The following is a 15,329-nucleotide window of genomic DNA, read 5'->3' as shown; positions in this document are numbered from 1 at the left end:
CCTCAGACCACGAAGTTGTTGATCTCCTCGGGGCCGGGCTTGGCCTCGAGGACCTCGCGCCGCGACAGGCGGATCTTGCCGTCGCGGTCCACCTTCACGCACTTGACGATCACCTCGTCGCCCTCCTTGAGCACGTCCTCGACCGCGCGGATGCGCTCGTTCGAGATCTCGCTGATGTGGAGCAGGCCGTCGGTGCCCGGCAGGATCTCGACGAACGCGCCGATCTCGATGATGCGCTTGACGATGCCCGAGTAGTACTGCCCGACCTCGGGCTCCATCGTCAGGCCGGCGATCAGCGCCTGGGCCTGCTCGAGGCTGCGCGCGTCGCTCGACGCGATCGACACGACGCCCGAGTCGCTCACGTCGATGTGGGCGCCGGTCTGCTCGACCAGGGCGCGGATGGTCTTGCCGCCCGGGCCGATGATGTCGCGGATCTTGTCGGGCTTGATCTGGACCGTGACGATCCGGGGCGCGTTGCCCGACAGCTCGTCGCGGGCCGCCGGCAGCACCTCGTTCATCTTGTCGAGGATGTGCAGGTAGCCGCGGCGGGCCTGGGCCAGCGCCTCCTCGAGGATCTGCCGGGTCAGGCCGTCGACCTTGATGTCCATCTGCAGCGCGCAGATGCCGACCTTGGTGCCGGTGACCTTGAAGTCCATGTCGCCGAGGTGGTCCTCGTCGCCGAGGATGTCCGACAGGATGGCGTACTCGTCGCCCTCCTTCATCAGGCCCATCGCGATGCCCGCGACCGGCATCGTCACCGGCACGCCCGCGTCCATCAGCGCGAGGCTCGCGCCGCAGACCGAGGCCATCGACGAGCTGCCGTTGGACTCGAGGATCTCCGAGACCACGCGCACGGTGTACGGGAAGTCCTCGTACTGTGGCAGGACCCGGCCGACCGAGCGCTCGGCCAGGAAGCCGTGGCCGACCTCGCGCCGCGACTGGCCGCGCAGCATCTTGACCTCGCCGGTCGAGAACGGCGGGAAGTTGTAGTGCAAGTAGTACTGCTTCTTGATGTCACCGAGCAGCGTGTCGAGCTTCTGCTCGTCGTACTTGGTGCCGAGCGTGACCACCGCCAGCGACTGGGTCTCGCCGCGCTGGAACAGCGCCGAGCCGTGGGCCTTGGGCAGCACGCCGACCTCGATGTGGATCGGGCGGACCTCGTCGAGGGCGCGGCCGTCGATGCGCTTCTTGGTCGCCAGGGTCTGGCCGCGGGCGTGCTTCTTGACCAGCTTGGACCAGGCGCCGTCGACCTCCTTGCGCTTGCCGGCCCAGGGCTGGCCCTCGGCGGTGAGCTGATCGGCGACGGCCTTGTGGGCCTCGCTGACCGCGCTCGAGCGCTTCTTCTTCTCCTTGGTCGCCATCGCCTTGGCCAGGGCCGCGAGGCCGAGGTCCGAGACCTTGGTGAACAGGTTCTCGTCGGCGACCGGCTTGGTGAACTCGCGCTTGGGCTTGCCGTTCGAGGCGCGCAGGCGCTCCTGCAGCGCGATCAGCGGCTGGGCCGCCTCGAGCGCGAACAGCATGCCGTCGATGATCAGCGACTCGCCGACCTCGTGCATCTCGCCCTCGACCATCATGATCGCGTCCTTGGTGCAGGCGACGATCATGTCCATCGTGCTCAGCTTGCGCTCGGCGAAGGTCGGGTTGGCGACCAGCTTGCCGTCGATGTAGCCGACGCGGATGCCGACCAGCGGGCCGTCCCACACCAGATCCGAGATGTGGATCGCGGCCGAGGCGCCGGTCATCGCCAGCACGTCGGTTGGGTGCTGCTTGTCGTAGCTGATGACGTTGGCGATGATCTGGGTGTCGATGAACCAGCCCTTGGGGAACAGCGGGCGGCACGGGCGATCGATCAGGCGGCAGACCAGGATCTCCTCGTTGGTCAGCCGGGCCTCGCGCCGGAAGTAGCTGCCCGGGATCTTGCCCGCGGCGTAGAACTTCTCCTGGTACTCGCAGGTCAGCGGCATGAAGTCGAGATCGCGCGGCTGCTGCGACCCGGTCGCGGTCACCATCACCACGGTCTCGCCCTGCCGGACCAGGACCGCGCCGCCGGCCTGCTTGGCCCACTTGCCGGTCTCGATCGTGATCTCTTTCCCGCCGACGACGCAGGACTCTTGAACGTACGCCATATCTACAGACCTTTCGGGTTGAGGGCCGCCCCTCGTGACCCGCCGGTCTGAGCCGTCACTCCAGCCCGGGAGCCAGAAGCTCCAGGGCTCGACAGAAGGTTCATGCCGTGCCGCGCCTACGTGAGTCGACCGTTTGCGGGCGCACACTGCCACAAGTTCCGGACCGACGCGAGGGGGGAACGGCCCCGGCGGCGATCGCCGGGCGCGGCCCTCGCAGCCTCCCGGCGGCGGTGCTAGACCCCGCCTGTGACGTCCCGCATCGCCCTGCCCTGCCTCGCCGTCCTCGCCGCCGCCTGCGGGCGCGACCGCCCGAAAGATCCGCCGGCGCCGCCGTCGAGCGCCACGCCGCCCGCGGCCGCGGCCCGGGGCCAGCAGGCGGTCGGCGCGCTCAAGCAGCAGCTGCGGACCGAGCTCAGCAAGGCCCTCGAGGGCGGCACGCCCCACGCGATCGAGGTGTGCGGCACCGCGGCCAAGACCATCGCCGAGCGCGTCGGCGTCGACGGCCTCACGCTCGGGCGCGCGACCCGCAAGCCGCGCAACCCCGCCAACGCCGTCGCCGGCTGGCAGGCCGAGGCCCTGGCCGAGTTCGAGGCCACCGCCGCCGCCGGCAAGAAGCTCGACGGCGCCCACTACGTGCGCCAGCTCCCCGACGGCCAGGTCCGCTACGCCGAGCCGCTGGTGACCCAGGCGCTGTGCCTGAAGTGCCACGGCGCCGACCTCGAGCCCGACGTCCGCGCCGCCCTCGCCGCCGCCTACCCCGACGACCAGGCCACCGGCTACGCCGACGGCGCGCTCCGGGGCCTGGCCTGGGCCGAGTACCGCGCCACGCCCTGAGCTTCCAGAGGCCCGGTCGCAAGGCCGCAGGGTCCGCGGAGGTCCGAGATCACGCGCGGATCGCGTTGGTACCTCGGGGGCAGGCCCCGACGGGGCCCCAGGCGAGACGCGCAGCTCCCGGCGCGGGGACCGGTGCTCGACCGAAGAAGTTACAGGCCCTGAGCCTCGACGACCCGCGTCGCAGTCAGGTCAGCGGCGGCGGCGTCAGCACGCTGGTCTCGCCCTCGGAGCGCGCGATCGTCACGGCGCCGACCGAGTCGCCGAACATGTTGACGGCGGTCCGGACCATGTCGAGCGGGCGGTCGAACACGAACAAGAGGCCCATGCCCAGGATCAGGTCGGGCTGCGGGCCGTCGGGCAGCTGGGCCTGGACGGTGCGCAGGATGATCGCGATCGCCACCAGCGACGCCGACGGCACCCCGGCCACGCCGACGCTGGTCAGGAGCGCGACCATGACCACGACCGCCTGCTGCCCGAACGACAGGTGCACGCCGAAGGCCTGGCAGATGAAGATCGCGGCGACGCACTCGTAGAGCGCGGTGCCGTCCATGTTGCAGGTGGCGCCGATCGGCAGCGTGAAGCCGGCGATCCGCGGCGACACGCCGGCGCGGTTCTCGACGCAGTCGATCGTGACCGGCAGCGTGGCCGAGCTGCTCGCGGTCGAGAACGCGGTCACCAGCGCCGGCGCCATCGCCCGGTAGTGCCGCACCGGGTTGACCCGGGCGACGAAGCGCAGCACCAGCGGCATCGTCACCAGGAAGTGCACCATCAGCGCCGCGAACGCGACCGCGGCGAACGTGGCGATGCCGGCCAGGAACGACGCGAACCGGGCGTCGGGCCACAGGGTCGCGTACTGCTCGGCGAAGGTCCGCGCGATCAGGCACGCGACGCCGATCGGCGCCAGCCGCAGGATGACGTGGGTGACCATCAGGCTCAGGTCGTAGATCGCCTCGACCAGCGTCTCGAGCGCGCGCCGGCGCTCGGGCACCAGCCGCGCCAGGAAGTAGCCGACCACGATCGACACGACGATCAGGCCGACGAAGTTGCCCTCGGTGGCGGCCGCGAACAGGTTGTTGGGGATCATGCTGCGGAAGATCCCGAGGAAGTCGCCGAGCTCCTTGCCCGCGACCCGCCGCGCGACCTCGCCCTGCTCGCCCTGGAACGCCGACAGGTCCTGGCCCTCGAGGATGCCGACCCCGTGGGACAGGCCGGGGGTGAACAGGTTGACCAGCACCAGCCCGGTCAGGATCGCGATCAAGCTGGTGATCAGGTAGTAGCCCAGGGTCTTCGCGCCCAGCCGGCCGAAGTCGCGGTTGCCGCCGATCCGGGTCACCGCCAGGAGGATGCTGGTGGTGATGAGCGGGATCGTGATCGCGAACAGCGCGTTCAAGAACATCTCGCCGACCAGCGCGATCAGCGCGAACGGCATCGTGCCGCGCACCGCCTTGACCCCGACCACGCCCCGCTGCGCCGCCTCGGTGTCGCCGGGGATCCGCTCGACCGCGAGCAGCCCCAGGCCGAGCCCGACCACCGCGCCGAGCAGGAGCCCCAGGAAGACCTGGGAGTGGAGCTGCCAGCGCCAGAAGCGCCAGCCGGCCCCCGGACCGGCCCCCGGAGCCGGTGGAGAGGTCGCCTCGGTCATCGGGGCAGTGTAGGCCGCCTCGCGGGGGCGCGGCGGGGGGCCGTCGCCCAGATCGCGCGGCGACGTGCGATCGGCGTGAACCGGATCGCGCCGGCGGTCACGTCAGGGGTGAGCAGGTCGTCGCGCCGCGTGTCGCGCCGCGCCTGTGACCGCCCACCGCCGAGGACCGATCATGCCTGGAGCTCTCCCGCAGCCACCGTTCGCGCCCGCGACCGCCCGTCCGGTCCAGGTCGCCGTGCCCGGCCTCGCGCCCTTGCGCGACGGGTTCTTCCTGCCGTTCGCGAGCGGCCGCCACCCCGACACTGACGCGATCGCCGAGGGCAACCTCGCCTGGCTCCGCGATCACGGCCTGCTCGACCAGCGCAGCCGCCGCACGTTCGAGCGCGCGCGCTTCCACGAGCTCGCCGGGCGGGTCTACCACCGCGAGGATCGCGACGCGCTGCGCCTCGCCGCCGACTTCATCGCCGCGCTCTTCGTCCTCGACGATCGCATGGACACCGGCCGCGACGCGGTGTGCCGCGACCCGGCGCGGGCCCAGGCCGCGATCGACGGGCTCCGCCTGGCCGCGCGCTCCGGGCGCCCGCCCGCGCGCCGGCGCGAGGGGCTCGACGCCGTGGCGTCGGCCCTCGCCGACCTCACCCGCCGGCTCGAGGCCCGCGGCGCGCCGACCGGCGCGTACCTCGACGAACTCGACGCGTACCTCGACGGCGTGGTCGAGGAGACCCGCCGGCGCCGCGACGGCTTCACGTCGGTGGCCGACTACGCCGACGTGCGGGTCGCGTTCAGCGCCGTCGACGCGTGCGTCGCGCTCGGCCTCGCGGTCGAGGGGCGCACGCTGCCGCCGTCGCTGCGCCCCCTCGCGCGCGCCGCGAACCTGTCGGTGTCGTGGATCAACGACGTGTTCTCGTGGCCCAAGGAGCGCGCGCTCGGCGAGCCGTCCAACCTGATCCGGGTCCTCGCCGAGCACGAGCAGCTCGACGAGACCGCGGCCTTCCACGCCGCCTGCCGCGCGTGCGACGACGTGGTCCGCGGCTACCTGATCGTGCGCGCCGCCACCGACCACGACCGCGCCGCGCTCGACCTGCTCGAGCGCTGGATGCAGGGCAACTACGACTGGCACGCGTGCGCCACCGCCCGCTACACCGACCACCTGTCGGTCGCGCCCGCCGCCGCCGCCGCGGCCTGACCCGGGGGCGCGATCACCGCGCGCGCTGACCGCCACCGGTCGACGATTGTCCGCGCGGCGCGGGCGGCGGCCGGTGTAGGGTCCCGCCCCATGTCCTCCGTCGTCCGGGTCGCGGCGTCTCGCTGGTCTGCGCTGCTGGTGATCGCCGCGCTCGTCGGGTGCGGCGGGGATGACACGCCCGACACGCCGGCCGACGCCGGGTCGCGCGACGCGGCGCTGCCCCCGGACGCGGGGCCGGACCCCGACGCCGCACCGCCGGCGTGCGCCACTCCGGTCGAGTGCGCGGCGCAGGCCGAGCAGCGCGCCGCCGATCGCTTCGACGCGGTCCTGGGCGATCCGCTGGCGCTGACGGTGTTCCTCGCCGGCGTGCCCAAGGGCGCCGATCTGCACAACCACCTGTCGGGCGCGGTCTACGCCGAGACCTTCCTCGACTGGGCCCGCGCCGACGGCAACTGCATCAACGCGACCACGTTCGCGGCGGTGTTCGCCGGCCAGTGCTCGACCACCAACCTGCCGACCCCGGTCAGCGGCGCGTTCTACGATCAGATCGTCGCCGCGTGGTCGATGGAGGGCTTCGTCCCCGGCGCCCAGTCCGGCCACGACCACTTCTTCGCGACGTTCGGCAAGTTCGGCGCGATCGCCGGCGCCCACCGCGACGACGAGCTGGCCGACGTCGCCACCCGGGCCGCGAGCGAGAACCAGCTCTACGTCGAGACGATGTTCAACCTGGCCCGGAACGTCGGGACCCTGGCCGCGGCCGACTGGGCGGGCACGGTCACGGCCGCCGATCTGCCGACCTTCTACGCCACGCTGACCGCGGACCCGCTGTTCGCGAGCCGGGTCGCCGCCGACGTCGCGGTCGTGACCTCAGCGACCACGGGCTACCGCGCGGCGCTCGGCTGCGACGGCATCGATCCCCCGAGCGCCTGCGACGTGACGATGCGGTTCGTCGCCCAGGTCTCGCGCACCGGCGCCAACGACCAGATCTTCGGCCAGCTGGTCGGCGCGTTCGAGATGGCGCGCGCGACCGGCCAGATCGTCGGCGCCAACCTGTCGTCGCCCGAGGACGACAGCGCCGCGCTCACCAACTACGAGCTGCACATGGCGATGCTCGACTTCCTGTACCACCAGTACACCGAGTCGGGCGTGAGCCCGCTCCAGGTCACGCTCCACGCTGGCGAGCTGACGCCGGCGTTCCTGCCGCCGGGCAGCACCGCCAACACCTTCCACATCCGCCGCGCGGTCGAGGTCGGCCACGCCACGCGCATCGGCCACGGCCTCGACGTCCTGTCCGAGACCGACGCCACCGGCCTGCTCGACCTGCTGCGCGACCGCGACGTGCTGGTCGAGATCTGCCTGAGCAGCAACGACCAGATCCTCGAGGTCAGCGGCGCCGCCCACCCGCTGGCCGCGTACCTCGCGCGCGGCGTGCCGGTCGCGCTCGCGACCGACGATCAGGGCGTGTCGCGCTCGAGCCTGGCCGGCGAGTACCGGCGGGCCGCGCTCGACCAGCACCTGACCTACCGCCAGCTCAAGGCCATGGCCCGCGCCAGCCTCGAGCACGCCTTCGCCCCCGGCCCCAGCCTCTGGACCTCGATCACCACCGTCGCCCCCGTCGCCGCCTGCGCCGCCACCGCCACCGTCGCCGTCGGCGGCCCGCCCGCGCCCGCCTGCCAGCAGTTCCTCGACACCAGCGAGCGCGCCCGCCTGCAGTGGGAGCTCGAGCGCCGGTTCCTGTCGTTCGAGCGCAGCCAGCCCGGGGCGTGAGGTCCGCCGCCGGCGCGCCCTCGCCACTGCGGCCCGGGCCCGGGCTCAGGGGCCGGCGCCGAGGATGGTCGCTGCGCGTCCCCGCGGACCACGTCGTCGTGGGCAGCCGCGGCCGGCGCGCGCCATCGCGCGGACCGACCGCGCCGACCAGGTCGGCGGCCAGCCGCCGAGGACCACCGCCCGGACTCTCCTGGCCCCCGCGGAGCAAGGCGCGCGCCATCCTGAGCGTCTGCCCGGTGCTGTCACCGCGGGCTCGCCGTCGCCAGGGCCCGCGCAGGTCATGGCCCGGGCGCCACGAGCGTGCTGTCACGTTGTCCCCGCCGCGGGTCATGGACCACCGCGATCGCTCGATGACGCTGATGCCCGGCCGCCGCAGGGATGGCCCGCGCCCCGGGCGCGGCGTTGCAATCCGCATCGTGCGCAAGGCGCCAACCCGATCTGCGCTCGTCATGGGCGCGCTCGCCGTGCGCGTCACCGCCTGTCCCGGAACGCTCCCGACGCCGACGCCCTTCCTGGCCCGCGCGCCCGAGATCGGTGCGATCCCCGTCGCTCGGCAGATCGCCGCCGGCGTTCGGTGGCTGCAGCACCGCCAGGACCGTGGCGCCGGTGCTCCACCCCGGCCTGGGGTCCGCACGGTCGACGGCGACCGCGTCTCGACGATCGTCCCGTCGCGATCGATGTCGTGCCGCTTCGCAGGTCCGCTCGGCCGAGCTCGTGCCGGAGTCCATCGATGGCGCCACCCCGACCGTTACGCGTTCAAGGTCGCCACGCGGCCGTTGCGACCGCGTCGGCGCGTGGCGCGACCGTTGGTCGCGCGCCGCTACCGCGATCATCACCTCGTCCTCGGCGCCGGGTGGTCGTCGATCCGCCGATCCGCGACGAGTCACCGCGGCTCTCGCCGCGTGGCGCTCCGGCGCTGGTCGTCGACGCCCCGGCCGCGGCCAGCGGCGCCCCGCGCGCTGCGCCGACTGGAGCGAGCTGCCGTCGCCAGGTCGGACTGGGCGTCGGCGACCTCACGGTGGCCGACCCGGTCGAGGTGCCGCGCCGCCCCGCGCTCGATCGCCCGGCGCCGCGACGCGATAACTCGCCGAGCTCGGCCCGGCCGCTTGCTCGAAGTTCGGGCCGCGGCCGGATGCCGGTGTTCGACGCGCGGCTCGACCGACTCGTCGCGCATCGGCCCGCGCGACCGTGCGTCGGCAGGCTGCAGCGGAGGAAGTTCTCAGTCTTGATGACCGGCATCCTCCTGGCCGCGATCGCCTTCGCGGTCGACGCCCGACTCATCGACCGGCGGCGCGCCGGGCCGTGCTCCGGCAGCTGCACCGGCCCGGGCCCGACCGGCGCGGGGTCAAGCGGCCGACGTCGCCGACATGCCGGCCTACCCGGGCTAGGCCACGGTGGCGCTGGCCGAGGACATCGACGGCGGCTACACCGCGACGATCACCACCAGCGACGCGTCGGCCGTGGCGACGATCCGCGCCCACGCGGCGTACGTGGTCGGCGCGTCGAAGGCCGGCGCCGGCACCGACGCCCTCCGCTTCGGCGGCGCCACCGGCGACCGCACGCGCAACTGCCCGGTGATCCTCGACGGCACCACGATCACCCGCGGAGGAGGTCGATCAGCGCGGCATGACGTGCCTGGACGCGCCGTCGCGCTCGCCCTGCGCGCGAGGCCAGGATCGCGCCGGCTCACGATCATGCGCGACGGGCCGGTGCCCGGTCGTCCGGCGCCGGTGCCGCGCCGCGTGCGCCGAAGGTTCGAGCTTGTCGACGATCGCCGCCGCCAGCCCCAGGCTTCCACCCGGACGACTGGGCGGTGAAGCGCCCGCGATCTCGGCGGATCAAGGGTCCGGGCCGTTCGTCCGGCACTTCGCGATGGGGCGCGATTCGCGACCGTCGAACCTCGCGGCCGCGCGGTGGAGGCACGACGGGCGAGCTGCTGGCGCCGGGCCACCTGCTCCGGTAGATTCCGTCGATGCGGGCGGCGATCTGGACGACCTGGACGCTGGCGGTCCTCGTGGTCACTGGGGGCGTGGCCGCGTTCGTCGGCGCGTACCGGCCGAGCAGCGCGTCGGCCGCCGGGCGCCAGGCGCAGCGCTACGCGGCGGACCGCGCGGCGGACGGCGCGGTGGTCGGGGCCGGGATCGGGTTCGTGGTCGCGGGGCTCGCCGGGTTCGCGCTCAAGCGCCGGCGCCCCTCCGCCACCCGCCCCACCGCGCCCGCGCTCCCCCCGACGACGATCGAAGCGCTGGCCGCGGACGTCGTCCACGAGGTCCTGATCGATCTGCGCCGTCAGCTCCGGCGCCTGACCGACGCCAAGGAGCCCGACATGGTCGCGTTCGTCGACGCCATGCTCACGGGCGCGGTCCGCATCGGCGCCAGCGACGTCCACCTGCATCCGCTCGCGGCCGGCACCGACATCGCGTTCCGCGTGCAGGGCGTCCTGCACGAGGTGATGACGTGCCCACGCCATCACCACAAGCAGCTCGTGGCGCGGCTGAAGGTGATGGCGAGGCTGATCACGTTTCGCGCCGACCAACCGCAGGACGGACACTTCGTGCTCACCGTCGCGGGCAACCCCGTCGACTTCCGCATCTCGGTCCTGCCGACCAACCACGGCGAGCGCGCGGTCCTGCGCGTCGCCAACATCGGGCTCGCGCTCCCCGATCTCGGGGCGCTGGGGCTGCCCGAGCGCTTGCTCGAGCGTTACCGGATGATGCTCACGCGGCCCCAGGGCATCGTGTTCCTCACCGGACCGACGGGCAGCGGCAAGACCACGACGATCTACGGGTCGCTCGCGCACATCAAGCGTTCGCGCGGCGAGACCACGCAGATCGCGACGATCGAGGACCCGATCGAGTTCGACGTGCCGTTCCTGACCCAGACCCAGGTGAAGCCCGACGTCGGGCTCACCTTCGCCGCTGGCCTGCGCTCGATCCTCCGCCAGGATCCCAACGTGATCATGGTCGGCGAGATCCGCGACGGCGAGACCGCGCACATCGCGGTGCAGGCCGGCCTCACCGGCCACCAGATCGTCACCACGGTCCACGCCGACTCGGCGGCCGGCGTGTTCAATCGCCTGATCGAGATGGGCGTCGAGCCGTTCCTCCTCGCCTCGGCGTCGCTGGCCTGCCTGTCCCAGCGACAGGTCCGGTCGCTGTGCCCGCACTGCCGCGTCCTCGAGCCGCCGTCATCCGACGAGCGGCTCCGCCTCGAGCTCGCGGGGATCGCCGACGAGCAGTTCTACGCCCCGCGCGGCTGCCCCAAGTGCGACCGGACCGGCTACCTCGGGCGGACCGCGATCTACGAACTGCTCGAGGTGACGCCCGCGATCCGCGAGCTGGTGAACGCCAAGGTGCCGACCCCACGCATCCACGCGGCCGCCGAGGGCCAGGGCATGGTGCCGCTCCTCCACGCCGGCATCGAGCGCGTCCGGACCGGCGCCACCTCGCTGCGCGAGGTCCTCCGGGTGTGCGGATGAGCGACCGCGATCCGCGCGCGGCCGATGGCGGTGCAGGCGCGGGCTCGCCCGGCGACGACCCGGTCCAGCTCGGCCGGGCCGACGAGATCCTGTACATCCAGGAGCGCTACCAGCGAGAGCCGAAGCCGTCCGCCACCGCCACCGCGGTCGTATCGCCCTTGCCGGCGTCGCCCGCGGACCTCCTGGCCGCGGCGCCGCCCGACGCCGCCCCGACGCGCACCCTCGCTGCGCGCCCGCCCGGGCGCGGCCTCGACGCCGCCCGCCTCCTCACCGCCGTCCTGGCGCTCCTGCTCGCCGCCGCCTTCTTCTACCCCGCGATCCACGACGCGCTCGACCGCAGGGCGCGGCTGCTCCGCCCGGCGCGCGACGGCCAGGCGCGCGAGGCCCCGGCCGATGCCTGGGCCCGCGCGGGCTCCGGCACCACCGCCTACCTCTCGATCGACGCCACGCCAGCGGGCGCCCGCGTGATCATCGATGGCGTCGAGCGCGGCACCACCCCGTTGCTCGCCAGCGTCCCCTGCCTCACCGGATCCCAGGTGACGGTCGAGCTCACCGCCACCGGCCACGCGCCGTGGCGCACGACGGTCACATGCGAGCGCGATCTGGTGTTCGCGATCGCCCCGGCGCTCGCGCGCGCCCCCCGGCCGCTGATTGCCCCGCCGCAAGCCGGCACCGGGGTCGGCGTCGCGACACGGCGACCGCGCGGCGTGCCGCTACGGCCTACGATCGACGCGCCGGTCGCGACAGCACCGCGACCGCTTCGGGCCACGCGCGCGCGTACTTCTTCGACTGATGGCGGCCGTGTGCGGCGTCGAGCGGCGTGCCCTGCGTACCCCTCGCGGCGATGGTGCGATCGGCGCCACGGGCGAGCAGCGCATCGAGCACGGCGAGGCGAACGCGCGCCTCATCGGGCGGCCACGCGGCGGTCGAGGTCGCGGCGGCGTACCAGAGCGCGGTGCGACCGGTCGAGTCTTGTGCGTCGATGGGGCATCCGGCGGCGAGCAGTCTCTCGACGATCGCGATGCGGGCGGCGGCAGGACGCCGGCCGCCACCGCCCGCGACCTCGTGGAGCGGCGTGGCCGCATACGTGTTCAGGGCGCGCGCGTCGGCGCCGCGATCGAGCAGCAGCGCCACCAGCTCGCGCTGACCCACCCCCGCCGCTCGATGGAGCAGCGTGAACCTCCGGTAGTCACGCGCGTCGACGTCGCCGCCGGCCCCGAGGTACGTGCGCAAGGCGGCGAGGTCGCCCGCCGCCACATCGTCATGGATCGCCACGCCGGTAGCCTAGACCAGCGCCACGGACGACGGCGGCCGCCGGCAGCGCCGGGGCGCGGGCGCGTGGCGAAGGCGGCTTGGTTCACCAATAGAAGCGACCCCAACGGGATTTGAACCCGTGTCGCCTGCGTGAAAGGCAGGTGTCCTAGGCCTCTAGACGATGGGGTCGTAAGTACGTGAGCCCAGAAGGATTCGAACCTTCGGCCAACGGCTTAAAAGGCCGCTGCTCTACCGCTGAGCTATGGGACCTAGCTCCGGGGCAACGCAATCTGCCCCAAGGCCGGGGCGCTTGCAAGGATCCCGTCCAGGGACCTTCGCAACAGTGGGTGCGCTTGCTATCCTCGCGCGCGATGTACCCGGCACCCGACTCTAGCGTGGGATGCCTGCCCCGGGGTGGTCGATCGTGACCGACCGCCGGATCGCCGAGCGTGTCCCGGTCCGCCTGACCGCGACCTACCGCTCGGTCCACGGCGCGATCCACGGGGTCGTGACCGACCTGTCACGCCACGGGCTGTTCTTCGCGGGCCTCCACACCGAGGACATCGGCACCGCTGGCGTGGTCGAGGTCCACCTCCGGGACCGCCAGCTGGTGCTGCGCGGGCGGGTCGCCCGGCACGATCCCGGGCCCCACGGCGGCCTGGGCTTCTCGTTCGACGACCTCGAGGACCACGCGCGGCGGCAGATCGCCAACATCGTGCTCTCGGCCCACTCGTCGCGCTGAGCCGCCGCGGATCGCTGCGAAAAAGCTCGGGTTCGCGCGCAAGCTGGTCGCGCTCGCTTGATCCAGGGGGGCCCGAAAGTATGATGCCGAGCATGGTCCCGGCCAGACGTATCGCGCGGCCCGAGGGCACCGTGGCTGACCCTGCGGTCGCGCGGACGGACGCGCCAGGTCGCCCGGGACGCGGCGGGCCGCGCGGGCGGCCTTGTCCGGGGACGCTCGGACCACCGCGACCGCGGCCGCCTGCGCCCACGCGCTGGCGGGGCTGGCCGAGGTCCCGGCCGGCGCGGTCGTGGCGCTCTACAGCGCGATGCGCGGCGAGCTCGCGACCACGGCGATCGCGGCCGGGCTCCTGGCCCGCGGGGTCGCGCTGGCGTACCCGGTCGTGCGCCCGGGCCGGGTGGCGCTGCAGTTCCGGCTCGCGAGCCCCGACGCCCTGGTCCCGGTCGGGCGCTGGCAGATCCCCGAGCCGCCCGAGGCGTGCCCCGAGGTCGGCCTCGACCGCCTCGCGGCCGTCATCGTCCCGGCGCTGGTGCTCGACCGGCGCGGCAACCGGCTCGGCTGGGGCGCCGGGCACTACGATCGCACCCTCCCCGCTTGCGTCGGCGCGCTGCGGATCGGCCTGGTGTTCGAGCTGCAGCTCGTCGACCACCTGGCGCCCTCGCCCCACGACGTGCCTGTCCACATGATCGCGACCGAGGTCGCGTTGTCCGCGGGCGCCGCGCGCGCCCGACGAGGTTCGCCCCCATGACCATCGTCTATGTGATCGTCGCCATCATCGGCGGCGCGGTGCTCGGGCTCGTGCTCGGGCGCGCCGGCCGCAGCGGCGCCGGCGACGCCGGCGTGGCCGACGAGACCGTCGCCAAGCTGCGGACCGCGGCCGAGGCCGAGGCCGCCGGGATCAAGAAGGCCGCCGAGCTGGCCGGCCAGGAGCTGGCCGCCAAGCGCAAGAGCGAGCTCGACGACGAGCTGCGGCAGCGGCGCGACGAGCTGCGCAAGCGCGAGGAGGGCCTGACCACCCGGGAGCGCGAGCTCGATCGGCAGCGCAAGGACGGCGAGCGCCGCGGCGCCGAGCTCGACAAGCGCGAGCGCTCGGCCGAGGGCAAGACCAAGCAGGTCGACGCCGCGCTCGAGAAGGCCGAGGCCGCCCAGGCCGCCGCCAAGACCCGGCTCGAGGAGGTCGCCGGCCTGTCGGCCGAGGCCGCCCGGGCCCGGCTCGAGGACGCCGTCCGCCGAGGCCCAGGCCGCCGCCGCCGCCGAGATCAAGCCCATCACCGACGAGGCCGAGCGCGAGAGCCAGGCGCGCGCCAAGACCGTCATCGCGACCGCGATCCAGCGCTACGCCAGCGAGTTCGTGCACGAGCGCACGATCGCGGTCGTGCCCCTCCCCTCCGATGACCTCAAGGGCCGGCTCATCGGCCGCGAGGGCCGCAACATCCGCGCGCTCGAGGCGGCGACCGGCATCGACATGATCATCGATGACACCCAGGAGGCGATCACGATCCGTGCTTCAACCCGGTCCGACGCGAGATCGCGCGGCTCGCGATCGGCGCGCTGGTCGCCGACGGCCGCATCCACCCGACCCGGATCGAGGAGGTGGTGCGCAAGGCCGAGAAGGACGTCGACAAGGTCTGCCGCGAGGCCGGCGAGCAGGCGGCGTTCGATCTCGGCATCCACCGGGTCCACCCCGAGCTGGTGCGCCTGCTCGGGCAGCTCAAGATGCGGTCGTCGTACGCCCAGAACCTGCTGGCCCACTCGGTCGAGGTCGGGTACCTCGCCGGCATCATGGCCGGCGAGCTGGGCCTCAACGTCAAGCTGGCCCGCCGGGCCGGCCTCCTGCACGACATCGGCAAGGGCGTCGACCACGAGCAGGAGGGCGACCACGCCGACATCGGCGCGCAGCTGGCGCGCAAGCACGGCGAGTCGCCCAAGGTCGTGTCCGCGATCGCCGCGCACCACGGCACCGTGCCCGCGACGTCGATCCTCGATCACGTGGTCGCGGCCGCCAACCAGCTGTCGGCGGCCCGGCCCGGCGCCCGGCGCGAGACCCTGGCCTCGTACATCAAGCGGCTCGACGACGTCGAGGCCATCTGCCAGCGCTTCGACGGCGTCGGCAAGGCGTTCGCGCTGCAGGCCGGGCGCGAGGTCCGGGTGATGGTCCAGAGCGATCAGGTCGACGACGCCCAGGCGATCGTGCTGTCGCGCGACCTGGCCCGGGCGATCGAGTCCGAGTCGTCGTACCCCGGCCAGATCCGCGTCGTGGTCGTGCGCGAGACCCGCGCCTCCGACTACGCCCGCTGAGC

The 15,329-nt window shown here is 73.5% G+C and carries 10 protein-coding genes, 2 tRNA genes and 2 pseudogenes; 9 read left to right on the top strand and 5 right to left on the bottom strand.

Features of this window, described 5'->3' with window-relative positions; genetic code table 11:
- Positions 1-2 precede the first annotated feature (2 nt).
- Positions 3-2,126 (bottom strand): polyribonucleotide nucleotidyltransferase, encoded by a 2,124-nt coding sequence (gene pnp / locus IPL61_10210; protein MBK9031683.1) that lies wholly within the window; start codon positions 2,124-2,126, stop codon positions 3-5.
- A gap of 246 nt (positions 2,127-2,372) precedes the next feature.
- Between pnp and IPL61_10205 the strand changes: the two genes are divergently transcribed.
- Complete coding sequence (locus tag IPL61_10205; GenBank protein ID MBK9031682.1) at positions 2,373-2,960, top strand: DUF3365 domain-containing protein; 588 nt, start codon at positions 2,373-2,375, stop codon at positions 2,958-2,960.
- Between the two features lie 184 nt (positions 2,961-3,144).
- On the opposite strand, the gene IPL61_10200 is transcribed toward IPL61_10205, so the two are convergent.
- Complete coding sequence (locus tag IPL61_10200) at positions 3,145-4,602, bottom strand: dicarboxylate/amino acid:cation symporter (protein ID MBK9031681.1); 1,458 nt, start codon at positions 4,600-4,602, stop codon at positions 3,145-3,147.
- A gap of 172 nt (positions 4,603-4,774) precedes the next feature.
- Between IPL61_10200 and IPL61_10195 the strand changes: the two genes are divergently transcribed.
- The 5 genes and pseudogenes from IPL61_10195 to IPL61_10175 all read left to right on the top strand — a co-directional run bounded on the left by IPL61_10195 (position 4,775) and on the right by IPL61_10175 (position 11,650).
- Positions 4,775-5,788 (top strand): hypothetical protein, encoded by a 1,014-nt coding sequence (locus IPL61_10195; protein MBK9031680.1) that lies wholly within the window; start codon positions 4,775-4,777, stop codon positions 5,786-5,788.
- Between the two features lie 90 nt (positions 5,789-5,878).
- On the top strand, positions 5,879-7,555 hold the full coding sequence (locus tag IPL61_10190; GenBank protein MBK9031679.1) for an adenosine deaminase: 1,677 nt from the start codon (positions 5,879-5,881) through the stop codon (positions 7,553-7,555).
- A 1,394-nt stretch (positions 7,556-8,949) separates the two neighbouring features.
- Complete coding sequence (locus IPL61_10185; protein ID MBK9031678.1) at positions 8,950-9,372, top strand: hypothetical protein; 423 nt, start codon at positions 8,950-8,952, stop codon at positions 9,370-9,372.
- Between the two features lie 155 nt (positions 9,373-9,527).
- Entirely contained in the window at positions 9,528-11,033 is a 1,506-nt protein-coding gene (locus IPL61_10180) for a type II/IV secretion system protein (protein ID MBK9031677.1), read from the top strand.
- A pseudogene (locus IPL61_10175) lies at positions 11,030-11,650 on the top strand (PEGA domain-containing protein). The gene IPL61_10180 and the pseudogene IPL61_10175 overlap by 4 nt, the downstream one beginning before the upstream one ends.
- A 103-nt stretch (positions 11,651-11,753) precedes the next feature.
- Here the strand turns inward: IPL61_10175 and IPL61_10170 are convergent.
- The 3 genes from IPL61_10170 to IPL61_10160 form a co-directional block, all read right to left on the bottom strand.
- A complete protein-coding gene (locus IPL61_10170; GenBank protein ID MBK9031676.1) occupies positions 11,754-12,308 on the bottom strand; it encodes an ankyrin repeat domain-containing protein in 555 nt (184 codons plus the stop codon).
- A 95-nt stretch (positions 12,309-12,403) separates the two neighbouring features.
- Positions 12,404-12,476: transfer RNA gene (locus tag IPL61_10165), tRNA-Glu, on the bottom strand.
- A 9-nt stretch (positions 12,477-12,485) separates the two neighbouring features.
- Positions 12,486-12,557 (bottom strand) — tRNA-Lys (locus tag IPL61_10160).
- A 130-nt stretch (positions 12,558-12,687) separates the two neighbouring features.
- On the opposite strand from IPL61_10160, the gene IPL61_10155 reads away from it, so the two are divergent.
- From IPL61_10155 to rny, 3 genes and pseudogenes are all read left to right on the top strand, one after another.
- A complete protein-coding gene (locus tag IPL61_10155) occupies positions 12,688-13,029 on the top strand; it encodes a PilZ domain-containing protein (GenBank protein MBK9031675.1) in 342 nt (113 codons plus the stop codon).
- Between the two features lie 202 nt (positions 13,030-13,231).
- Positions 13,232-13,777, top strand: a complete 546-nt coding sequence (locus IPL61_10150; GenBank protein MBK9031674.1) for a 5-formyltetrahydrofolate cyclo-ligase — start codon at positions 13,232-13,234, stop codon at positions 13,775-13,777.
- Positions 13,774-15,327: pseudogene (gene rny / locus IPL61_10145) on the top strand (ribonuclease Y). Before IPL61_10150 ends, rny begins: the two are co-directional and overlap by 4 nt.
- The last annotated feature ends 2 nt before the right edge of the window (positions 15,328-15,329 follow it).

It is taken from the genome of Myxococcales bacterium (assembly GCA_016717005.1).
Lineage (GTDB): Bacteria > Myxococcota_A > Polyangia > Haliangiales > Haliangiaceae > UBA2376.
Note: the sequence above shows the minus strand (reverse complement) of the source record. Positions and strands in the feature narration are given on the sequence as shown.